General features: G+C 38.0%; 21 protein-coding genes, 12 tRNA genes, 2 rRNA genes and 2 pseudogenes. 28 read left to right on the plus strand and 9 right to left on the minus strand.

The window, feature by feature from the left end; genetic code table 11:
- The 17 genes from D8854_RS09860 to D8854_RS09845 all read left to right on the plus strand — a co-directional run.
- Positions 1-423, plus strand: a 23S ribosomal RNA gene (locus D8854_RS09860); the annotation flags it as partial.
- A 77-nt stretch (positions 424-500) separates the two neighbouring features.
- Positions 501-616 (plus strand): 5S ribosomal RNA (rrf, locus tag D8854_RS09350).
- 4 nt (positions 617-620) lie between these two features.
- A tRNA-Val gene (locus tag D8854_RS09355) sits at positions 621-693 on the plus strand.
- A 5-nt stretch (positions 694-698) separates the two neighbouring features.
- A tRNA-Gly gene (locus D8854_RS09360) sits at positions 699-769 on the plus strand.
- A gap of 34 nt (positions 770-803) precedes the next feature.
- Positions 804-877, plus strand: a tRNA-Ile gene (locus tag D8854_RS09365).
- 11 nt (positions 878-888) lie between these two features.
- Positions 889-960 (plus strand) — tRNA-Glu (locus tag D8854_RS09370).
- 5 nt (positions 961-965) lie between these two features.
- Positions 966-1,055 (plus strand) — tRNA-Ser (locus D8854_RS09375).
- Positions 1,056-1,067: 12 nt separating this feature from the next.
- Positions 1,068-1,141, plus strand: a tRNA-Met gene (locus tag D8854_RS09380).
- A gap of 3 nt (positions 1,142-1,144) precedes the next feature.
- Positions 1,145-1,217, plus strand: a tRNA-Phe gene (locus D8854_RS09385).
- Positions 1,218-1,231: 14 nt separating this feature from the next.
- Positions 1,232-1,312 (plus strand) — tRNA-Tyr (locus D8854_RS09390).
- 11 nt (positions 1,313-1,323) lie between these two features.
- Positions 1,324-1,394, plus strand: a tRNA-Trp gene (locus tag D8854_RS09395).
- A gap of 14 nt (positions 1,395-1,408) precedes the next feature.
- Positions 1,409-1,481 (plus strand) — tRNA-His (locus D8854_RS09400).
- 13 nt (positions 1,482-1,494) lie between these two features.
- A tRNA-Gln gene (locus D8854_RS09405) sits at positions 1,495-1,566 on the plus strand.
- 9 nt (positions 1,567-1,575) lie between these two features.
- Positions 1,576-1,659, plus strand: a tRNA-Leu gene (locus D8854_RS09410).
- Positions 1,660-1,853: 194 nt separating this feature from the next.
- Entirely contained in the window at positions 1,854-2,000 is a 147-nt protein-coding gene (locus D8854_RS09840) for a hypothetical protein (RefSeq protein WP_153224480.1), read from the plus strand.
- A gap of 51 nt (positions 2,001-2,051) precedes the next feature.
- Positions 2,052-2,357 (plus strand): nucleotidyltransferase family protein, encoded by a 306-nt coding sequence (locus D8854_RS09415; RefSeq protein WP_125450592.1) that lies wholly within the window; start codon positions 2,052-2,054, stop codon positions 2,355-2,357.
- Between the two features lie 12 nt (positions 2,358-2,369).
- Positions 2,370-2,540, plus strand: coding sequence for a hypothetical protein (locus D8854_RS09845; protein WP_185768087.1), 171 nt, complete (start codon positions 2,370-2,372; stop codon positions 2,538-2,540).
- Between the two features lie 71 nt (positions 2,541-2,611).
- On the opposite strand, the gene D8854_RS09420 is transcribed toward D8854_RS09845, so the two are convergent.
- The 5 genes from D8854_RS09420 to D8854_RS09440 form a co-directional block, all read right to left on the minus strand.
- Positions 2,612-3,757, minus strand: coding sequence for a tyrosine-type recombinase/integrase (locus D8854_RS09420; RefSeq protein WP_125450593.1), 1,146 nt, complete (start codon positions 3,755-3,757; stop codon positions 2,612-2,614).
- A gap of 3 nt (positions 3,758-3,760) precedes the next feature.
- Complete coding sequence (locus tag D8854_RS09425) at positions 3,761-3,955, minus strand: DUF3173 domain-containing protein (protein ID WP_006144810.1); 195 nt, start codon at positions 3,953-3,955, stop codon at positions 3,761-3,763.
- A gap of 61 nt (positions 3,956-4,016) precedes the next feature.
- Positions 4,017-4,403: a hypothetical protein gene (locus D8854_RS09430; RefSeq protein ID WP_125450594.1), complete on the minus strand. Its 387-nt coding sequence runs from the start codon at positions 4,401-4,403 to the stop codon at positions 4,017-4,019.
- Between the two features lie 2 nt (positions 4,404-4,405).
- A complete protein-coding gene (locus D8854_RS09435; protein ID WP_125450595.1) occupies positions 4,406-5,446 on the minus strand; it encodes a replication initiation factor domain-containing protein in 1,041 nt (346 codons plus the stop codon).
- Between the two features lie 207 nt (positions 5,447-5,653).
- On the minus strand, positions 5,654-6,115 hold the full coding sequence (locus D8854_RS09440) for a hypothetical protein (protein WP_125450596.1): 462 nt from the start codon (positions 6,113-6,115) through the stop codon (positions 5,654-5,656).
- A gap of 243 nt (positions 6,116-6,358) precedes the next feature.
- On the opposite strand from D8854_RS09440, the gene D8854_RS09445 reads away from it, so the two are divergent.
- The gene (locus D8854_RS09445; protein ID WP_125450597.1) at positions 6,359-6,814 is read left to right on the plus strand and encodes a helix-turn-helix domain-containing protein; all 456 of its coding nucleotides are present in this window, start codon (positions 6,359-6,361) and stop codon (positions 6,812-6,814) included.
- An 89-nt stretch (positions 6,815-6,903) separates the two neighbouring features.
- Here D8854_RS09445 and D8854_RS09450 read toward each other — a convergent pair whose 3' ends face one another.
- The 3 genes and pseudogenes from D8854_RS09450 to D8854_RS10010 form a co-directional block, all read right to left on the minus strand.
- Entirely contained in the window at positions 6,904-8,766 is a 1,863-nt protein-coding gene (locus D8854_RS09450; protein ID WP_125450598.1) for a hypothetical protein, read from the minus strand.
- A gap of 497 nt (positions 8,767-9,263) precedes the next feature.
- A pseudogene (locus D8854_RS10005) lies at positions 9,264-9,530 on the minus strand (IS3 family transposase); the annotation flags it as partial.
- 15 nt (positions 9,531-9,545) lie between these two features.
- On the minus strand, positions 9,546-9,824 hold the full coding sequence (locus D8854_RS10010) for a hypothetical protein (protein WP_419991822.1): 279 nt from the start codon (positions 9,822-9,824) through the stop codon (positions 9,546-9,548).
- A 222-nt stretch (positions 9,825-10,046) separates the two neighbouring features.
- On the opposite strand from D8854_RS10010, the gene D8854_RS09460 reads away from it, so the two are divergent.
- The 8 genes and pseudogenes from D8854_RS09460 (at position 10,047) to D8854_RS09495 (ending at position 18,185) form a co-directional block, all read left to right on the plus strand.
- On the plus strand, positions 10,047-11,324 hold the full coding sequence (locus tag D8854_RS09460) for a gamma-glutamylcysteine synthetase (RefSeq protein WP_125450599.1): 1,278 nt from the start codon (positions 10,047-10,049) through the stop codon (positions 11,322-11,324).
- Between the two features lie 74 nt (positions 11,325-11,398).
- Positions 11,399-12,883 (plus strand): threonine synthase, encoded by a 1,485-nt coding sequence (thrC, locus tag D8854_RS09465; RefSeq protein WP_125450600.1) that lies wholly within the window; start codon positions 11,399-11,401, stop codon positions 12,881-12,883.
- 60 nt (positions 12,884-12,943) lie between these two features.
- A complete protein-coding gene (locus tag D8854_RS09470) occupies positions 12,944-14,224 on the plus strand; it encodes an MATE family efflux transporter (protein ID WP_125450601.1) in 1,281 nt (426 codons plus the stop codon).
- A gap of 3 nt (positions 14,225-14,227) precedes the next feature.
- Positions 14,228-14,848, plus strand: coding sequence for an HAD family hydrolase (locus D8854_RS09475; protein WP_125450602.1), 621 nt, complete (start codon positions 14,228-14,230; stop codon positions 14,846-14,848).
- 165 nt (positions 14,849-15,013) lie between these two features.
- Positions 15,014-16,215, plus strand: a pseudogene (locus D8854_RS09480) (LysM peptidoglycan-binding domain-containing protein).
- Positions 16,216-16,364: 149 nt separating this feature from the next.
- Entirely contained in the window at positions 16,365-17,228 is an 864-nt protein-coding gene (locus D8854_RS09485) for a DUF2262 domain-containing protein (protein WP_000184913.1), read from the plus strand.
- Positions 17,229-17,386: 158 nt separating this feature from the next.
- Positions 17,387-17,812 carry a MarR family winged helix-turn-helix transcriptional regulator gene (locus D8854_RS09490; protein ID WP_000723482.1) on the plus strand — a complete coding sequence of 142 codons (426 nt, stop codon included), beginning with the start codon at positions 17,387-17,389 and terminating at the stop codon, positions 17,810-17,812.
- A gap of 10 nt (positions 17,813-17,822) precedes the next feature.
- A complete protein-coding gene (locus tag D8854_RS09495; RefSeq protein WP_125450603.1) occupies positions 17,823-18,185 on the plus strand; it encodes a DUF1304 domain-containing protein in 363 nt (120 codons plus the stop codon).
- A gap of 40 nt (positions 18,186-18,225) precedes the next feature.
- Here the strand turns inward: D8854_RS09495 and D8854_RS09500 are convergent, their stop codons facing one another.
- Entirely contained in the window at positions 18,226-19,083 is an 858-nt protein-coding gene (locus D8854_RS09500; protein WP_125450604.1) for a DUF975 family protein, read from the minus strand.
- A 116-nt stretch (positions 19,084-19,199) separates the two neighbouring features.
- Here D8854_RS09500 and tgt point away from each other — a divergent pair, with 116 nt between their 5' ends.
- Positions 19,200-20,342: a tRNA guanosine(34) transglycosylase Tgt gene (tgt, locus tag D8854_RS09505; protein ID WP_125450605.1), complete on the plus strand. Its 1,143-nt coding sequence runs from the start codon at positions 19,200-19,202 to the stop codon at positions 20,340-20,342.
- A gap of 133 nt (positions 20,343-20,475) precedes the next feature.
- The gene (locus tag D8854_RS09510) at positions 20,476-22,293 is read left to right on the plus strand and encodes an acyltransferase family protein (RefSeq protein WP_125450606.1); all 1,818 of its coding nucleotides are present in this window, start codon (positions 20,476-20,478) and stop codon (positions 22,291-22,293) included.
- Positions 22,294-22,374: the final 81 nt, after the last annotated feature.

Raw genomic sequence — 22,374 nt, forward strand, 5'->3', positions numbered from 1 at the left:
GGGAGGTGGGAGGTTTGGCACCTCGATGTCGGCTCGTCGCATCCTGGGGCTGTAGTCGGTCCCAAGGGTTGGGCTGTTCGCCCATTAAAGCGGCACGCGAGCTGGGTTCAGAACGTCGTGAGACAGTTCGGTCCCTATCCGTCGCGGGCGTAGGAAATTTGAGAGGATCTGCTCCTAGTACGAGAGGACCAGAGTGGACTTACCGCTGGTGTACCAGTTGTCTTGCCAAAGGCATCGCTGGGTAGCTATGTAGGGACGGGATAAACGCTGAAAGCATCTAAGTGTGAAACCCACCTCAAGATGAGATTTCCCATGATTNTATATCAGTAAGAGCCCTGAGAGATGATCAGGTAGATAGGTTAGAAGTGGAAGTGTGGTGACACATGTAGCGGACTAATACTAATAGCTCGAGGACTTATCCAAAGTAACTGAGAAAACTTAGCGTATGGTTTTTCTAATTATTTGATAGATATTCAATTTTGAGTAGGTATTACTCAGAGTTAAGTGACGATAGCCTAGGAGATACACCTGTACCCATGCCGAACACAGCAGTTAAGCCCTAGAACGCCGGAAGTAGTTGGGGGTTGCCCCCTGTGAGATATGGAAGTCGCTTAGCTCTAGGGAGTTTAGCTCAGCTGGGAGAGCATCTGCCTTACAAGCAGAGGGTCAGCGGTTCGATCCCGTTAACTCCCATTTTAGCGGGTGTAGTTTAGTGGTAAAACTACAGCCTTCCAAGCTGTTGTCGCGAGTTCGATTCTCGTCACCCGCTTTGAACTTTGTTCAAATTACCAAGTTTTTAACTTGGGCGCGTAGCTCAGGTGGTTAGAGCGCACGCCTGATAAGCGTGAGGTCGGTGGTTCGAGTCCACTCGTGCCCATTTATGAATATGGTCCGTTGGTCAAGGGGTTAAGACACCGCCTTTTCACGGCGGTAACACGGGTTCGAATCCCGTACGGACTATTTTTGGAGGATTACCCAAGTCTGGCTGAAGGGAACGGTCTTGAAAACCGTCAGGCGTGTAAAAGCGTGCGTGGGTTCGAATCCCACATCCTCCTTTTTATTATTAACGCGGGATGGAGCAGCTCGGTAGCTCGTCGGGCTCATAACCCGAAGGTCGTAGGTTCAAATCCTGCTCCCGCAATTTGGCTCGGTAGCTCAGTTGGTAGAGCAATGGATTGAAGCTCCATGTGTCGGCGGTTCGATTCCGTCTCGCGCCATATACTTATGACTAGGAAGGGTAGCGAAGAGGCTAAACGCGGCGGACTGTAAATCCGCTCCTTCGGGTTCGGGGGTTCGAATCCCTCCCCTTCCATTCCTTTAGTTACGGGCATAGTTTAAAGGTAGAACTAAGGTCTCCAAAACCTTCAGTGTGGGTTCAATTCCTACTGCCCGTGTTTATAGAATTATGGCGGGTGTGGTGAAGTGGTTAACACACCAGATTGTGGCTCTGGCATGCGTGGGTTCGATCCCCATCACTCGCCTATTTTATATTATTGGGGTATAGCCAAGCGGTAAGGCAAGGGACTTTGACTCCCTCATGCGTTGGTTCGAATCCAGCTACCCCAGTTACTATTTGCCGGCGTGGCGGAATTGGCAGACGCGCTGGACTCAAAATCCAGTGTCCGCAAGGACGTGCCGGTTCGACCCCGGCCGCCGGTATAGTAGAAAAGACAAGGTTTTCGAGCCTTGTTTTTTTATTTCTTCTTCCATTTTTTTCTTTCAGAGTTACTTAAAATTACTTAAAAATTTTTTTTGCTAAATTAAGAAGAAAATATTTAACATATTTTAAATTAAACTTGATTCGTTTTATGTTAAAATATACAATAGATAGATACTATTCTAGGAGAGATTTCATGTTATACAATCAAGAAAACTATTCAAAGCTTGAAGTCGAACAAGCAAAAAGAGATATTAAGTCTCTAGCGAAAGAAAAGTCAAAACTTGTTAAACTTGATTTTAGTAATAAGAAAGATGTATTTGAATTTTTCGATAATGAATAATTTTTATTATTAGATGTAAGAAGTATTTTTCTTGGTAATAAAGAGGTTCTCGTGGTTTATACAATAGATGAAATTAAGGCTAAGATTAATCCTATTGCTAAGCAATATAATTTATCAAAGGTCTACTTATTTGGCTCCTATGCAAGAGGAGAAGAAGATGAAAATAGTGATATAGATATTGCATTAGAAATTGAAGATGAATCACATTATATGGATGTTTATGGGATTCTTTCTAGTGTTTTTAATTGTGATGTAGATATTCTGTTAGTTAATGATTTACTTAACCCTAGAACCAATATAGGAGCATTGGTAAAGAAGAATTTTTTACATGAGCGAGTTCTTATCTATCAAAAATAGGAGGGTGTTATAGTGGAAAATTTCGATAATAAAGTGCGTTTGAGAGATATAACTGAGTACAATGAAGTCACTCAGAAGGCGATTAAAGAAAGTTTAGAAAAGTATAAAACGGAAGGAATAACAAAAAGTTCTGAAAGTATAGATAATTACTTTGAAAGAATGGTTCGTGAGAATACCAAGTAATCTTTTTTGTAGAACTTAGTTATTAATATTTTTGATAAGAAAAAGAACAGCTCTTGTTTTGGCTGTTCTTTTTATAATAATTTATCTAGCTTATCTGCTAAATCTTTTTGTTTACTTGGATATAAGTGGGAGTATGTATCAATTGTTGTAGTTATAGAAGCGTGTCCTAGTCTTTCTTTTACAATTAAGTAGTCTTCTAAGTAGTCTTCGCCTTGGTTTATTAAAAGAGAAGCGTGGGAATGTCTAAAATCATGAATCCTTATTTTCTTTAAAGAACTATCTCTAGCTGAAATCTTTTTATATTGTTTCTCAATAGAATTTTTTGTTAGAGTGATTGGACTATCCTGAAAGATTTGAAGTTTTTCGGTATCAGTTGAAAATTCTTTTAGTCTCTCTTTCTGTTCTTTTTTCCATTCCTCTAGTGTCTCTATAAGTTTTTTATTAATGATGATTCTTCTAGTACCGGATTTTGTCTTTGTAGAACTAATGTGTTCTTCACCTTTATTCACGTACATTGACTTACTAACATGTATTGTACTTGTAGAAAATTCTATATCTTTCCAAGTAAGTGCGAGAGCTTCTCCTAGTCTTAGTCCAGTGAAGAATAGTACTGTAAAAAGTAGTTCAACATTATATTCATCTTTCTCAAATAGAGAAAGGAAATGCTTAAATTCTTTCACAGTCCAAAAATTCATTTTTCTTTTTTCTATTGGTAGTTTTTTAAGTAGTCTAACAGGATTATCGTTATAATACCCTTTTCTTAATCCAACATCTAGTATTTTCTTTAATAGAACAATGATTTTATTAATAGTATTTGGACTCAATTTTTTCTCAGAATTTTTAGCATTCTTTTCTCGTAAATGTTCCCTAAATTGATAGATATCTTCATAAGTTAGTTTATCTATATTATCGACTTTTGAAAAATAGTCTTTGATATGTTTATTATAATTGTTTTCTTGAGTATCAATATAGCTCTTTTTTCTATTGTTTATTTCATCCTCTTCTTTTAACAATTGATAAAGCATATCTATTGTTATTTTGGTACTAAAGCTTTTCTCTTTTAGTTCAACACTTCTTAAGTATCGCTCGGCTTCTAAAGCCTCTTTTTTCGTTTTGAATCCTTTTCTAACAATTCGTCGTTGTAGTAGTGTTATAGGGTTCGTTCCATTAGAAACATCAGCAATCCATGTACCATTTTTACTTTTACGAACGGCCATTTGCTATGCTTCTTTCTGTAATTCTATTCCTAGTAGTTCTTCAGCTATGGTTGCAGGAATTGTTCCGATTCGTTTATTGTTATAGATAGCAAAGCCACGATTGACTAATAGCACTTTCCCAGTATGTATAATTTTTCTAGCAGTACCAGGACTAAATCCAAGTTCAATTAAATCATCTTTTGTTACTGTTTTAATCATTGGTTCTCCTTAATTTATTTTATAAACTAAGGGGAGCGACCAACTCCCCTTGATTCAGTAGTTATTTTTGTTTTTTGTCTACTAAGTGAATAGCATCAGCCTTATAATACATCGTTTTACTAATCATTGAAACTCGAAGATTTTCAAATGTAACTGGGACTTCATCCATTGCTTGAATAAAATCATTATCAACTAATGGTTCAGGATTGTCAACGGATACTTGTGTTGATTTCTTCTTAAATGGTCCATCTTTGATAGTAATATTATATTTCCAACCTATAATATTTTGAGTATTAAATCGTCTTTCACTTCCATCACTATTTTTGATAATTTCGCCATTTTCATCGACTCTTGTTTCAGTTTCAAATTTTGGAAGTACCTCGTCCAATTCAAATTTACTTCCAATATTATTAAAGTCCCAATCGTTTTGGGATAACATTTTAGCCATATTTAATTTCTCCTTTTTATGTTTTCTTTAATTGTGGGTATTAAGTCTTCTCTTTTGAAGACGATTGCCCTTTCTATGAGTTGACTTGCTAACTCTGGAGGAAACTCCAAAGTTTCTAACTTTTCAAAGTTCTCTTTCTCTAGTTCAAATAGTAGTCCATTTTCATAGAGAATCTTATATGCTCTTAGAATGGCTCCAGAACCTTTAAAGACAAACCATTCTAACTTTTGTTCGAGTTCTGTTTTTGGTTTTGACACAGTAATAGTCACCGGCTTTGATGAACCTAAAAATTTTTCCCAAGACCTTAGTGGTTTTGTAAAGAGACTATCAGTATAGAACTTCACTTTATCCTTTAGATATCCTTTTGAGAAGTTTAGAATATCTATTTCTGATTTCAGCCATTCTTGAATGAAGAAGTGGGCTTTCTCTTTACGTAGTTCTAACTCCGTTCTTATCCAATTTTCGATAAATCTCTTGCTGACACCGAGCTTTGAAGCTCGTTCTAAGCGTTTATCATAAATTCTAAGTCGTTCATCATCAGAAGGCCTTCTTAAATATAAGGTCTGCCCTGTTTTCTCATCTCCGTATGTAGTGTAGAAGTTGCTCTTACCATATAGGAATCGATTTTTCTTACAAAGTTTAGCAAGCTGATTTGGAGTGAAGTAAGGGACCTCATTAAAATCGTCTATTGCGATATCAATCCTTCTTACTGAAAATGACTTATAATTGGAATATAGATTATCCAAAAAGTGTCGTTCAGAAAGACCCTTTGGAGTTAAAACCATATCTCGATAGAATTCTAAAGCTTGTCCTGACATGACAAGCATGAAAGAATTTTCTTCATCCCCATAATAGATACGGATATTACCATAGTTTATCTGAGAGTCATATTCATAATATTTAAGACTGCCTTTATCTATTATAAATAGTTCTGTATCAAGAAATAAGATATCTTCAACTATTTCTTCTAGTGAAAAGTCGAATGTATTGAACTGGATTTGAATCCAGTCAAAAACAGAACGTAAATTCTCGTTTTTTGCCATAAATTTTGACTCAACTTTTTGCCTATTTTCACCACCTCAAAAATCGTGAAAACCCCTGATAATACTGCATTCTTTCGATGATGCACCTGACTTGCAGAGGGTGGTGTTACTACACACCCTCATCAACCTTGAAAAAGCTCTTTATTGTTCGTCTGCGCTTACGATTTGTTACGGTCTGCGGTAATATACTCGCTGACCGTAACAAACCTACTTGCCGAACTTCCTACGAGCTTTTTCCCAAGCACCGAATGGAAGTAGTTCAAGTGTTGAAAGAATTTCTTCTTTCTCTTTTTCCAATCGTTGAAATTTCATTTGAAGTTCTTTATTACTAGAATACAAATTCTTAAAATTATCATTCAAGGTAATAAAATCTTGTTTAAGGGTTTCAAGTTGCTGAGTAAGGGTATATTCCTTATGTTTATGAATATCTCCATAAGTTACCCTTATAGCATCTTTTAAAGACATCTCATTTTTCAAATAAGCAATTGTTCTGAAATCCTCAACATCATCATCAGTGAAGTTATAAAAACTCATAAACTGTCGACTATTCCTTGCTTGAACTTTTTTAAACTCATGACCACTGATTTCCTTTATTAAAGTTATCCATTTTTTAGCAGTACTGATAGAGTTTAATCCGTCAACCATAGAAACAAGCTCTTTTATGTCCATTTCCTCCCCTTTCTTAAGGAAAGTATGGTATAATACTCTTATAGAAAAATTTTATTAGTCTTTGATTTTGTCGTGATTATCAAAGACTTTTTAATACAATCATAGGCATTTACCTCCGTTTATTTTCTAGCCATGTTAATGGCTAGAATTCTTACCGATTTTTCGGTAAAACTATAATACATCTATTTCAGATAAATGTCAACAAAAATACCGAAAATCCGTTAAAAAATTTAAAGAGGGTATATGAGCGATTTTGGAACAACTATAAGAAGGTTGAGAAAACAAAAAAAACTAACACAAAAAGAACTATCTGATATGTTAGGTATTAAACAGACAACATATAGTGATTGGGAGAGTGGGAAAACAGAACCTAAGATTAATGTGCTAATTAGATTCGCTGAACTTTACCATACCACAACTGATAAGTTATTGGGAGTAGATTTTTTTAGAACGGAAGGAACGATAAATTCTTTTGCTGACTCAAATCTTACAAATTTGTCAAATTTTTCCATTGAGCAAATGTACTCATTAAAGAAGAGTATCTTGATTGACTTACTTAGGAATGGAGTTGAAAAGACAAAAGAACTCAAAGATTCTTTAATCGAAAAATATAAGCTTGAAAAGAACGATGTAGATATTCTTAATAAAATTTTTGAAGAAGTTCAAGCTAAATATGAGTATGTTGAAAATAGTTTATAGGATACTGTAACAAAAAATAGCCTTATCTTATTGATAAGGTTATTTTTCTTTTTCTCAACGTAAAAGTTTACTAGAATCAATTTTTACTTCTAAGAATTCTTTAAAAGAGTATAATGCTCCAATTCATCATTGATTCTAATTACATAAAAAATGACAATCTGTAACAATTCTAAATATTTTTTTAAGTGCTCCTCTTCGCTTTTATAGGTAAAGTCACCATGAGAGAATTTATTTCGAATCTTCAATCCATTACCATATTTTTTATCATCTAGAATATAAGATAAATAATTGGTCTCATATTCAGAAAATAATTTATTTGAATACTCGCAATAACCGTTCCTACAAAGGTTTTCTGCAGCTTCTAGTACCAATTCACCTTTGTAGTAAAGACAATATGTTCCTGATTTCCATAATTTATACAAAACGTAAATTTCATGAAAATTTGTAAATTCAATTACTTCATTTGATAGTTTTAAAAGTTTTTTATCAATTAGAATCTTTATCTGTTTCACTTGAAAGTCATTAAAATCTGTAATTTTCACTCCATTTATAATATGTTTAAAGAATGTTGAGTGTTCTTTTTTTGAGGGGTTGAAGTTGAGTGCACTTTGGTCAGAAAAAAGAAGAGAAAACAGTAAAGAATTATCAGATTCATTGTTCAATTTTAAAAATTTCTTCTCATTGAATGAAATTAACGAATCATAGGAAGGTACTTTAGAGTCAATTTCTAATAAATCTATGTCTATTTCTCCATATTTAAAAAATAAATCATATTGTTTCAAAATACTGTCCATTTCGCTTATAATACATTTACCTCGTTCATAGAACGAGGATTTTTTATTTGAAGCATGAAAGTGAAATCCTTCTATCTTTAATTCATTTTTTAAATAATTGTCAAAGTACCATTCAACAATTTCCTCTACATCAATTTCATTTTTTCTTAAATAATCAAAATATGCAAAAAATAACAAACTGTGAGAAAGTTTTAATTGAGGACGGAAATTATCAAAATATGTACTTGATTTTGGAGAAAAAAGTTGATAGAAACTAAAGTTTTCATCATTCGCAACTATACAGGGTAATCCTGTTTCATAGTTAAAGAATTCAATAAAATAAATATAGTTATTTAATAACGTTGGGAAGTCATGATATTCATCTAGTACCAATTGGTTAAGAATGATTTCATCATTTTCTCGATAAGATAACTTATCGGGGTCTAAGGGAACAATACGAACTGATTGAGTGAGTTGCCATGTTTCACAGGACTCAGAATTCTTTTCCCAGAATTCTTTAATAGTTCTTTTAGCTAAAAGTCTAATTGGTCCATCAAAATCATATTTACTCAATTTTTTATAATCAACTATTGCCTGTAGATAATTTGTATTGATATCATTTGTCTTACAATATCTTCTTGCTAGATTATTTATCTCTTCATTTGTGATACCTAATTTATTGTATAGACCATTAGAATCTGTAAATTTTCCTGATTGATGAGTTAAGAAAAATTCTATATTTCTAGACTGAGAGAGAAAATTTTCTTTGATAACTTGTGGAAATAGGTCAATCAATTTTTTAACATTTTTAAGTGTCATTGTCTGGATATTATATTTTTTAATATAAGATTCAAACTTGGAAGCATCATCTTTATTAATTTTTCCTAAGGATAATACTAACTCCCAGAAGATATCTTTATAAAAAATGTAAATACTATCGTAGTCTATTTCAAAAATATTAATTGGGAAATTCGTGGATAAATCATTATGAAATTTTGAAATTAGATTTTTGAATTTAGAAAATTCATTTTCTTTTTTAATTAATTTCAGAATTAAATAGGTTTCTATTAAATTATTAATTTCAGTCGATGGTTGATACGCTTCAATGTAGTTCAGAGCTATATCGTATTGATATGGCTCTATTACATTGTTTGGAGTATGAAATCTTTGCTTTTGCATATCTGTAATATCCTTCTTGAATTTGTATGGTTTTATGAGATTCTTAAAATACTTAAGTGTTTCTTAAAGAAATGCTAGTCAATTTTTTTGTTATCGGATATTCATTTTAACTCCAATAACATATGTACTTAATGTTATTATACCATTAAATTGACTTTTTATAAGTCATTTTTAGTAGTAGCGAACATCAAACTACGATTTGTCTTCAGTTACCTAAAAGTCACTGAAACTTGAAAAAAGAGTCTATTTTATAAAATTTAAAAGTCTTAAAACACTATTAAATTAAGGTTTTAAGTTTCAAAAAATGTAGGAATTGAACTCAAAATCCAGTGTCCGCAAGGACGTGCCGGTTCGACCCCGGCCGCCGGTATAGTAATGAAGACAAGGTTTTAAGACCTTGTTTTTTTATTGTGTGACTATTAGTCCGTCTCGCTCTGTAAGGTTCGAGACAACTAAACCACCCGCTATTGTACTGACCCCAAAAGTTAGACAATTAATTAAGTAAAGGATTTAGTTCTGTATTGCACAGGGCTAAGTCCTTTTAATTTGGCTTTGATTCGTTTGTTGTTGTAGTAATCGATGTAGTTTACAATGGTTTTCTCCAAATCTTCAAGCGACTGAAACATCCTCACATATCCATAAAACATCTCTGATTTCAAAATACCGAAGAAGGACTCCATCATACCGTTGTTTGGGCTGTTGCCCTTGCGTGACATGGATGCTTGAATTCCTTTACTCTTTAGGAATCGACGATAAGAATCGTGTTAGTATTGTGTCAGCTAATTTGGAAGCATTCCACTACTTGGAAGTGCAAAATCGAGAGAAACATTTCTTTGTGAACAACCTTCCAGCAGAACTTTATCAATCATTTCTTGCTTTAATTCAGCGAAATAGTAACGGTTTTTCCCTTTCTTGATACTTTCTATTCCGTAACGGTCAATCAACTGGATTAAGTATCTAAGATTTGAAAGATTAATCCCATATTTTTCTGAAAGACGCTTTAAGCTGATTCCTTGTTTTCTTAGTTCATAGATTTGAACTTTATCTTCATAACTCAATTTTATAATAAAACACCCAAAAGTTAGATTTTTTCGGTCTAACGTTTAAGGATCAGCACATAGACGGGGGGTTATGATTTCCTACTAAATTCTATCTTTTTTAAAGTGTCATAAAGGCTCAATAATTATTTTTGAGTGTCATTCTAATTGTTTTTGAAAGGAATTTTGGTATAATATTACTTATTCACAATTTATTTTGATTATGAAAGAGTTTGGTGATTAATGTCTCGGTCTGTTGAATTACTAAAGAAACGTTACTTAAAGAATATAAAAGAGAACTCAGATTTATTTATTGGGATTGAGTTAGAATATCCTATTGTAAATTTAGAGGGTAAAGCTACAGATGGTGAAGTTGTTAAGAATCTCTTTCGGTATTTACCATCAGTACTGGGATTTACTATCGAAAAAGTAGATGATTTTGGGAATCCAATTCAGTTGCTTGACCCAGTCAGTCAGGATACTATCTTATTTGAAGTTGCTTATACGACCATTGAGTTTGCTTTTGGTAGGGCTAAATCCATTCAAGAGGTTGAGGAGCGTTTTAGAGATTACATGGATCTGATTCAGAAAAAGTTGGGTGAAACAAATCATGCCATAGTTGGTTCTGGAATCCATCCCTACTGGGAGAAGAATGAGAATCAACCAGTTGCTTCTGCACGCTATCAGATGTTGATGAACTATTTGAAGTTGAGCAGAACCGTTCCAAGAACGGATTTGCACGATTACCTGCAATATGGTGCTTTTATCTGTGGGAGCCAAGTTCAACTGGATGTTTCAAAGTCTAACTTTCTGCGGGTCATTAACGCTTTTACTCAGATTGAAGCAGCCAAAGCTTATTTGTTTGCCAATTCAGAGTTTTCAGGGGAAGATTGGAATACCAAGATTTCTAGGGATATTTTTTGGGAAGAGTCTATGCATGGGATTTATCCTGAAAATGTAGGTGTTAATGCCAGACTCTTCAAAGATGAGAATGATTTTTTTGATTATCTGGATCACTCTGCGATTTTTACTGCGGAACGGGATGGTGAAACCTATTATTTTTATCCAATTCGAGCAAAAGATTACTTAGGAACCTCGGAAATTCGTGCTTTCGCCCTTGATGGGAAAGAGATCCTTCTTTATCCTCAGGAGAAGGACTTTCAGACACACCGTAGTTACCAGTACCAAGACTTAACAACTAGAGGGACTATTGAGTTTCGTAGTGTGTGTACTCAGCCGCTTGATAGGACTTTTGCTTCTGCTGCCTTTCACTTGGGATTATTAGTTAATTTAGATAAGTTAGAAGCTTACTTGCGAGCTGCTCCATTTTTTATCACATTTGGTCGTGATTACAAGTCATTGAGACGGCAATTTTCTAAGAAAAAACTCACAGATGAGGAAGAATCTGCAATTGTTGAGTTTTCAAAAGGCTTACTCCTTCTTGCTGAGGAAGGACTGGAGAAGAGAGGCCAGCATGAAATGACCTATTTACAGCCTTTGAAAGAAGAATTGAGCCTATAATTTCTCTTATAAAGGGAGAATTTTCTGAAAAATCATGATATAATGGAATGGACTATAGATAAAGGATAGAGATTATGACATTAGTTTATCAATCAACGCGGGATGCGAATAATACAGTAACTGCCAGCCAAGCTATTTTGCAAGGTTTGGCGTTGGATGGTGGTTTGTTTACACCGCTTACTTATCCAAAGGTAGATTTGGACTTTGAAAAATTGAAAGATGCTTCTTACCAGGAAGTTGCTAAGTTAGTTTTGTCAGCATTTTTAGATGACTTTACTGCAGAGGAGTTGGACTACTGTATCAACAATGCCTACGATAGCAAGTTTGATACTCCAGCTATTGCGCCATTGGTGAAACTGGATGGGCAATACAACTTGGAATTGTTCCATGGTTCAACGATTGCCTTTAAGGATATGGCCTTGTCTATCTTGCCATACTTTATGACGACAGCCGCTAAAAAGCATGGTTTAGAGAACAAGATTGTCATTTTGACAGCGACATCTGGTGATACTGGAAAAGCTGCTATGGCAGGGTTTGCGGATGTGCCTGGAACTGAAATTATCGTCTTTTATCCAAAGGATGGTGTCAGCAAGGTACAAGAGTTGCAAATGACTACTCAGACTGGCGACAATACTCATGTTATCGCTATTGATGGTAACTTTGACGATGCGCAAACTAACGTCAAACATATGTTTAACGATGTAACTCTTCGTGAAAAGTTGGCTGCTAATAAACTGCAATTTTCATCAGCTAACTCTATGAATATTGGTCGTTTGGTACCACAGGTTGTTTATTATGTCTATGCCTACGCTCAGTTGGTCAAGACTGGTGAGATTGTGGCTGGTGAAAAGGTCAACTTCACAGTACCAACAGGAAATTTTGGAAATATATTGGCTGCCTTTTATGCCAAACAACTTGGTCTGCCAGTTGGCAAATTGATCTGTGCTTCAAATGACAATAATGTTTTAACTGACTTCTTTAAAACACGTGTTTACGATAAGAAACGTGAGTTTAAGGTAACGACTAGCCCATCTATGGATATCTTGGTATCTTCAAACTTGGAGCGCTTGATTTTCCATCTTTTGGGGAATGATGCGGTTAAGACAGCTGAACTCATGAATGCCTTGAGTACACAAGGACAATATGAATTGACAGACTTTGATGCAGCGATTCTGGAACTCTTTGCAGCTGAATATGCGACTGAGGAAGAAACTGCGGCAGAAATTAAACGAGTTTATCAAACAGACGCCTATATCGAGGACCCACATACGGCGGTTGCCTCAGCTGTTTATAGAAAATACCAAGTGGCTACTGGCGATGCGACTAAGACAGTGATTGCTTCAACCGCTAGTCCATACAAGTTCCCAGTGGTTGCAGTAGAAGCTGTAACAGGAAAAGTAGGCTTGACAGACTTTGAAGCCTTGGCTCAATTACATGACATTTCAGGAGTGGCAGTGCCACCAGCGGTTGATGGCCTTGAAACAGCTCCTGTTCGTCACAAGACAACTGTAGCGGCTGCTGATATGCAAGCAGCGGTGGAGGCTTATCTAGGACTTTAAGACAGAGAGAGTAAACTCGGTTGGGAAACCAACTGAGTTTCTTTTCATCAGGAGGAAGGATTGTTTAAGAAAAATAAAGACATTCTTAATATTGCATTGCCAGCTATGGGTGAAAACTTTTTGCAAATGCTCATGGGAATGGTGGACAGTTACTTGGTCGCTCACTTGGGCTTAATCGCTATTTCAGGTGTTTCAGTGGCTGGCAATATTATCACGATTTATCAGGCGATTTTCATCGCTCTGGGAGCTGCTATTTCCAGTGTTATTTCAAAAAGTATGGGGCAGAAAGATCAGTCGAAGCTGGCTTATCACGTGACAGAGGCTCTCAAGATAACCCTATTGCTGAGTGGGCTTTTAGGCGCTTTATCCATCTTTGCTGGGCAAGAGATGATAGGACTTTTGGGAACTGAGCAGGCTGTGGCCGAAAGTGGTGGACTCTACCTATCTTTAGTAGGCGGATCGATTGTTCTCTTGGGCTTGATGACCAGTTTGGGTGCCTTGATTCGTTCAACGCATAATCCACGTCTACCTCTCTATGTTAGTCTTTTATCCAATGCCTTGAATATTCTTTTTTCCAGTCTAGCTATTTTTGTTCTTGATATGGGGATAGCGGGTGTTGCTTGGGGGACTATTCTGTCTCGTTTAGTTGGTCTTGTGATTTTGTGGTCGCAATTAAAGCTACCTTTTGAGAAACCGACTTTTGGTTTAGATAAGAATTTGTTGACTTTGGCTATACCGGCAGCAGGAGAACGTCTCATGATGAGAGCTGGAGATGTCGTCATCATTGCCTTAGTTGTTTCTTTTGGGACGGAGGCAGTAGCTGGAAATGCAGTCGGAGAAGTCTTGACCCAGTTTAACTACATGCCTGCCTTTGGCGTCGCTACGGCAACGGTCATGCAGGTGGCTCGAGCAGTTGGAGAGAATAACTGGAAAAGAGTAGACAAGGTAAGCAAGCAAACCTTTTGGCTTTCTCTACTTCTCATGTTGCCCTTAACTTTCAGTATCTATGCCTTAGGGATACCACTAACTCATCTCTATACGACGGATTCTCTAGCTGTTGAGGCTAGTGTTCTAGTGACACTTTTCTCTCTACTAGGAACTCCTATGGCGACAGGGACAGTTATTTATACGGCAGTTTGGCAGGGATTGGGGAATGCTCGCCTTCCCTTTTATGCGACAAGTATTGGGATGTGGTGTATCCGCATAGGGACAGCCTATCTGATGGGTATTGTTCTTGGTTGGGGCTTGCCTGGTATTTGGGCAGGGACTCTCTTGGATAATGGTTTTCGCTGGTTATTTCTTCGTTACCGTTACCAACGTTATATGATGTTGAAAGGATAGGAGATGCAAAAAATAGCCTTTATTTGGGATTTAGACGGGACTTTATTGGACTCTTACGAAGCGATTTTATCAGGGATTGAGGAGACTTTTGGTCAGTTTGCTATTCCTTATGATAAGGAGAAAGTGAGAGACTTTATCCTCAAGTATTCTGTGCAGGATTTGCTGGAGCAGGTGGCAGAAGAGCGAAAGTTGGATGCGGAAGTGCTCAATCAGGTGCGTGCCCAGAGTCTGTCTGAGAAGAATGCTCAGGTAGTTTTGATGCCAGGTGCGCGTGAAGTGCTAGCTTGGGCAGACCAAGCAGGGATTCAGCAGTTTGTCTATACTCATAAGGGGGACAATGCTTTTACTATCCTAAGAGACTTGGGGTTGGAGTCTTATTTCACAGAGATTCTAACCAGTCAGAGTGGTTTTGCACGCAAGCCCAGTCCAGAAGCGACTAACTATCTGCTAGACAAGTATCAGCTGAATCCTGAGAAGACCTATTATATAGGGGACCGGACTTTGGATGTGGAATTTGCCCAGAATAGCGGTATTCAAAGCATCAACTTTTTAGAATCTTCTTTTGAAGGCAACCACATGATTCAAGCACTGGCAGATATTCTTCATATTTTTGAGAGTAAGTAACGATAAGATTGTGTCAGTTGTGTGACAGAGACCTAACAAACTATTTCAAGTAATCGAGTTTGTTACAAGGAATAGACAGTTCTATTAAATAGGCCCGAGAGGGCTTTTTTTCTGCTTTTTTTGTGTTATGATAGACGGGTACTCATTTGAAAGGAATATGAACGAATGAAGAAAAGAATGATTTTTGCCTCAACAGTAGCCTTGTCATTTGCCCCAGTATTGGCAACCCAAGCAGAAGAAGTCCTTTGAACTGCACGTAGTGTTGAGCAAATCCAAAACGATTTGACTAAAACGAACAACAAAACAAGCTATACAGTACAGTATGGTGATACCTTGAGCACCATTGCAGAAGCCTTGGGTGTAGATGTCACAGTTCTTGCAAATTTGAACAAATCACCAATATGGACTTGATTTTCCCAGATACTGTCCTCACTACAACTGTCAATGAGGCAGAAGAGGTAACGGAAGTTGAAATCCAAACTCCTCAAGCAGATGCTAGTGAAGAAGTGACAACTGCGACAGCTGATTTGACGAAAAATCAAGTGACAGTCGATGAAAAAACAGTTCAAGTAGAAGACCTTTCTCAACCGATTGAGGAAGCTCCAACTGTAACAGAGACTGAAAAACCAACAGAAGTAGCGCCAAGTTCAGAAGTTTCTGAGACAGCGACAGTTGCTGAGGAGACACCATCTACAGAAACACCTGTAGCTGAAGAAACAGCTGAAACGACTCCAGCGGAAGCACCAGTAGCAGAAACAACTCGCCTAGTTGAAGAAGAAGCTCCTCAAACTGCGAATCCAGCTACCGAAGAAACGGCAGCAACAACTCCAGCAGAAGCACCAGTAGCAGCTGCTCCAGCAACTGAAACGCCTGCTGATACAACAGGAACAAGTGCAGCAGAAGAAACAACAAATTCTGATACTACAACTTTGACTTATCAAGCAGAGCAAAGCCAAGCTCCTTCAAGAACTTATTCAGCTCCAGCGGCTCCTGACTATGCAGGACTTGCTGTAGCTAAGTCTGAGAATGCTGGTCTTCAACCACAAACTGCAGCCTTCAAAGAAGAAATTGCCAATTTGTTTGGAATTACATCCTTTAGCGGCTACCGTCCTGGTGACAGTGGAGACCATGGTAAAGGATTGGCCATCGACTTTATGGTCCCAGTGAGTTCAGCACTTGGTGATCAAATCGCGGAATACGCGGTTCAAAATATGGCTAGCCGTGGTATCAACTACATCATCTGGAAGCAACGTTTCTACGCTCCATATGATAGTAAATATGGACCAGCCTACACGTGGAATCCAATGCCGGATCGTGGTAGTGTGACCGAAAACCACTATGACCACGTTCACGTATCAATGAATTAAGAATAATAAGAAGCTATACATTTAAAAGTGTAGCTTCTTTTTGTGTAAAATAGTGTCGATAAGTGAAATAAAATCTAAAACATGTTAAAATGTAAGCGGATACAAAACTATACTAACGCTTTTAAGCATAGAGAGAAAGGATGAAGTGAATGACAAATCGATTAAAAACTCCATTTGAGAAAACAAGAGATGATTTTGAAGAGGAATTTTGTGGTGAAATTGTCGAATTCTTGATTTTTACCCTCCAAAATGTAACTGGGGCCGCTTCTTTAAAAGATGGTTGTAAAATGCCGTCCGTTCATTTTAAAGCTAGTGTCAATGTTGCAACCCAGGAATTTTCTGAACGTGAGGGACGTTTGGAATGGGTATTGACTCCTGAGGAATTTGAAGAAAAGAGATGGGGCTTTAGTTTTGAACCCTACAAAATTCATCATATCAAATGTCAAAAACGCCCCTTCATGGAGTTAGAGCCATATATGTCAGAAGTAGCTAATAACTGCTACCACTTGCTGGAATACCTAGATGACCAATCCTCAGACTCTAGGTTAGAGACCTTGATTGAAACCTATCAAAAACCGGTCATCATTCAAGACGATATTGGCGAATTCACCTTAAACAGAGCCTATTCTTGGTTTGAAGGATTTATCACTTACGAGGGTGGTAAGATTCATGCTATCTTTGCTGCGAGTGCAGATGAAAGTCTCCCTCCAAGTTCTTTTGATGATCTAAAGAAATTTATGGGAACTTTCCAAGTTCAAGATACTCGGATTAAAGACTATATTGTCAAAGAACTGTGGGAAACAGCTCAAGACTGGATAGATTCAGATGAAAATGATGTGGAGTTAACAGAAGAGTATTTTACCAACTCTCTTTCCTTAAGTGAACTATCGATCAACGAAGACGGGGAATTGACCCTCTACTATGATGATAGCGAGGAAATTTTTGCAGGCCATGCCATCGAAGTTGTCATTGATAAAGAGGGAGAAATCCTTCGAGCAGATTTGGTAGGTTAGTGCTGGATTTTATCTAGAATATAGAAATAATAGCCTTTTGGGATTGAAACCAAGAGGCTATTTTTCGTGAGTAAGCAAAATAGTTGCGTTTTTAATCTTTCTGTAATATACTTGATAGCTCAATAGTTGATAAATCAAGTGTACGCAAGGAGGTAGAAATGAAAAAAATTAACGACTTACTGTACCAGCTCCATTTAACAGATCAGATGATCACTCAACTTTTTGAGAAACAATTGGGAATTAGTTTGACCCGCTATCAAATCTTGCAGTTTTTACTGCAGCAGTCACCCTGCAACCAGATTGCCGTTCAGGAGAAGTTGCAAATCGACCAGGCGGCCTTGACCCGTCATTTTAAGATACTAGAGTCAGAGGGCTATGTCAGTCGCAAGCGTAATCCGGCCAATCAGCGAGAAGTCTTAGTTGAATTAACCCAAGAAGCCAAGAATCAACTCTTAGTCAGTCCGCCTAAACATCATTTGCGAGTGAAGGAACAGATGGAGAGCATCTTATCGACAGCCGAGCAGAAAGAGCTAACAACTTTACTGACGAAACTAGTGTCAGGTCTAGAAAAAATAGAATTTTAAGGAGAAAACGATGTCAATCATTACTACTATTTTAGCAACCCTTGTTGCCCTCGAACATTTTTATATCTTTTATTTGGAGAGTATGGCAACCCAATCAGATGCAACCAGCCGAGTCTTTAATATGGACAAGGAAGAGTTGACTAGACCCTCTGTCACCTCACTGTTTAAAAACCAAGGGATTTATAATGCTTTGATAGGTGTCTTTCTCTTGTATGGGATTTATTTCTCACAAAGTTTGGAAATTGTGACTATCTTTGTTTTATTTGTGCTTGGTGCAGCGATCTATGGTTCTCTGACAGCAGACAAGAAGATTATTCTGAAGCAAGGTGGGCCTGCTATTTTGACTCTGCTGAGTATGTTACTTTTGAAATAAGAAAACCAGCGTTTTGAACGACGCTGGTTTTTGTATGCTCTTATCCATTTCGACGTTTACGAGCTAGTAGGGCTCTGTAAAAGAAGATGTGATTGTTTTGGATATAGGGAAGGATTGAAAAACTAGCAATCCCAAAAGTAATCCAGTTGAGGAAGTACCAAGGGAGTAGTTGTAAGTCGAGGAGAAAGCGTTGGAACTTGTATCCTTTCATCAAGAAACGGCTGGTTTTCAGGATTTGATGGGGTTTAGCCTGTCCTAAATCCAGAGTGTCGCAGAGGAGGAATTCTACCTGCGAGTAAGCATAATGTTGCGGTACGTAGAGGAGATTGCCCACAATCATCAAGATGAGGCTCGCGAAAAAGTAGAGCCCAAAGGTCATAAGGAATTGCTCGGTTTCAACGGATGAGAGGTCAAGATTAGGAAATTCAGGATGTAGGGCAACAAATCTTCGAGCCAAGAGATTGCTATAAAAAAGAAAATAAACGCCTACTAAGTTTGGAATGCTCCATAAAAAAAGGTAGAAACGTTTGAGGAGCAGAGTCAGGAAGGTTTGCGAGAAGCGCTCTTCAGCAAAGAGAGCCAGGCTTGATTTTACTGAGAGTTCCGTATCAGGATCCTTGAGGAGTCTGAGTGTCGTAAAGGCAGCGCTTGCTAGAAAAATCGAGCTCAAAAAAGAAACCACTAGTGGGAAGAGATAGGCTTGGAGCACTTGTGCCAGCATGCTGAAAAAGGATTGCTCTAAAACACTTTCTTGGAGACGAGCCAAGGGGTTGAGAAAGCCTGATAAGATGACCAGTATGCTAGGTAAGAGATAGACGAGAAAGAGGCGGGGATTCTCAGCCTGAAATTGCCTCGTCTGCAGGCGAATGGTTTTTAAATCAATTTTTGGGTATTTCATTCTTTCATTATACCATAGTTCGTGACAGTTACTAGTTTTTTTGATAAAATCATACAGTATGCCTTTGGGCACAAAGTATGAACTGGGACTGTCTTTCCCAGCTTCGGAGGTAGAAAATGTCAGATTCACCAATCAAATATCGTTTGATTAAGAAAGAGAAACACACAGGAGCTCGTCTGGGAGAAATCATCACCCCGCATGGTACTTTTCCAACGCCTATGTTTATGCCAGTTGGGACCCAAGCTACTGTAAAAACCCAGTCACCAGAAGAGTTGAAGGAGATGGGATCAGGAATTATCCTCTCTAATACCTATCATCTATGGCTTCGTCCTGGAGATGAACTCATCGCACGCGCAGGTGGTCTCCACAAATTTATGAACTGGGATCAACCAATTTTGACAGATAGTGGTGGCTTCCAGGTTTATTCCCTAGCAGATAGCCGAAATATCACCGAAGAAGGAGTAACCTTTAAAAACCATCTCAATGGTTCCAAGATGTTCCTATCGCCAGAGAAAGCCATATCTATTCAGAATAATCTGGGCTCAGACATCATGATGTCTTTTGATGAATGTCCTCAGTTTTACCAACCTTATGACTACGTTAAGAAATCAATCGAGCGTACTAGCCGTTGGGCTGAGCGTGGTTTGAAGGCTCACCGTCGCCCACATGACCAAGGTTTGTTTGGAATTGTTCAGGGAGCAGGATTTGAAGACCTTCGCCGTCAGTCAGCTCATGACCTTGTGAGCATGGACTTCCCTGGCTACTCTATTGGTGGTTTGGCAGTGGGAGAAACGCACGAAGAAATGAATGCAGTCTTGGACTTCACAACTCAACTTCTTCCTGAAAACAAACCTCGCTATTTGATGGGTGTCGGAGCGCCAGACAGCTTGATCGATGGGGTCATTCGTGGTGTGGATATGTTTGACTGTGTCTTGCCGACTCGTATCGCTCGTAACGGAACTTGTATGACCAGCCAAGGTCGTTTGGTTGTCAAGAATGCCCAATTCGCTGAAGATTTTACGCCACTGGATCCTGAGTGTGATTGCTACACATGTAAGAACTACACACGCGCCTACCTTCGTCACCTGCTAAAGGCTGACGAAACCTTTGGTATCCGCTTGACTAGCTACCATAATCTTTACTTCTTACTCAACCTGATGAAGCAGGTCCGCCAAGCCATCATGGATGACAATCTCTTGGAATTCCGTGAGTATTTTGTAGAAAAATATGGCTACAAAAAGTCAGGACGCAATTTTTAAAGTGTAAAAATAGAATGCCAAAATCCTAAGTTTTCTCTTAGGATTTTTCCTATTTTTTTGATAGAATAGGGAGTATAATGGAATGGAAATTAGGTGGTGTTTTGCTTCCTAATTTAATGGAGAATAGACTCGTATGCGTATTAAATGGTTTTCCTTGATTAGGATTACAGGTTTACTTTTGGTGCTTTTTTACCACTTCTTTCAAACGATCTTTCCTGGAGGATTTTTCGGGGTAGATGTCTTTTTCACATTTTCGGGATTCTTGATTACCTCCCTCCTTTTAGAAGAGTTTGGAAAGAAAAGCCAGATTGATTTACTGGGCTTTTTTAAGAGACGGTTTTACCGCATCGTGCCACCTGTGGTGCTGATGGTTCTGGTGACCATGCCCTTTACCCTCCTAGTTCGTCAAGACTATGTTGCTGGAATTGGCGGCCAGATTGCTGGAGTTCTCGGTTTTATGACCAACTTCTACGAAATGTTAACAGGGGGAAGTTATGAATCCCAGTTCATTCCGCATCTCTTTGTTCATAACTGGAGTCTAGCTGTTGAGGTTCACTACTATATCCTTTGGGGCTTAGCGGTTTGGTTTTTATCGAAACGTTCAAAATCTAGTAGTCAATTGAGAGGGATGGTCTTTCTCCTTTCTGCGGGAGCTTTCATCATTAGCTTTTTCTCCATGTTTATTGGCAGTCTAATGGCTAGTTCCTATTCATCTGTCTACTTTTCAAGTCTAACCCATGTCTATCCCTTCTTTTTAGGAAGCATTTTGGCGACGGTTGTGGGTGTTCGTCAGACGAGCGATTTAGTCAAGCAGTTTGATCGGACGTGGGATCTTCGTCAGAATCTACTGGTGTTCGCTGCAGGTCTCTTGGTATTGTTGCTCCTGACTTTCTTTGTCAAGTTTACTTACTTATTCGCTTATTTATTTGGTTTCGTACTGGCAAGTTTAGCGGCCGTGATCATGATTTTTGCTGCGCGTGTCTTGCATGAGAAAACGCCTGAGATACAAGAACCTCGGATCATTACATTTTTAGCGGATACCAGCTACGCGGTTTATCTCTTCCACTGGCCTTTTTATATTATCTTTTCTCAGCTGATGAGTAATCTGCCTGCTGTTATTCTGACAATCATCTTTTCTTATTTCTTTGCTATCCTATCCTTCTATATTATTGAGCCATTGATTGCCGGTAAATCCAATCCTTTAATACGGAAGATTAGTCGATTGCCTCATATTAAACCAATTAGTGCTGGTGCTGCTGGCATTCTTACCTTGATTACCTTGATTATCATAGCTGTGGCTCCTCAAGTTGGAGCTTTTGAGACAGACTTGATGGTCAATGGTTTCAAACAAGCCCAGACCAATATAGGACAAACAAAGACTCTTGCTGAACAAGCTGAACTGAGTCGTTTAGGAATTTCTGATGGAACAAGCCTAATAGGAGATTCGGTAGCCTTGCGTGCCAATACAGCCTTACAAGAGGCACTTCCTGAAGCAAATATCAATGCCCAGGTTAGTCGAACGACCAAGCAAGCCAATGATATTATGCTCAATAACAGTCAGAACAAGGCGCTGCTAAAAACAGTTGTCATTGCAACGGGAGTCAATAATCCTGAAGGCTATAAGAATGATTTGGACAGCATCGTGAACAATCTACCGAAAGGACACCATCTGATACTGGTGACACCTTATGAGGGAGACAAGAGCAAGGACACTTACACATCAGTGGAGCAGTATGCGGCTTATGCACGGGAATTAGCTGAAAAGAATCCTTACGTGAGCATAGCTGACTGGAATAAGGTTGCTAAGGAACACCCTGAAATCTGGGCAGGAACCGACCAAGTCCACTTTGGGAATGATAGCAACATGATTGAAGAAGGTGCTAAACTTTACGCAGAGACGATTGCAGCTGCTGTTAAGGCTGCTCAAGAACTGCCTGTGAAATCAAAATAAAATTAAAGAGTTGGAGAAATCCAGCTCTTTTAAAATATCTCTAGAAAATAGGTCTATACCATTTACAAATGAAAAAGAAAG

Origin of the sequence: Streptococcus mitis (genome assembly GCF_003943905.1) — a bacterium.
Lineage (GTDB): Bacteria > Bacillota > Bacilli > Lactobacillales > Streptococcaceae > Streptococcus > Streptococcus mitis_BC.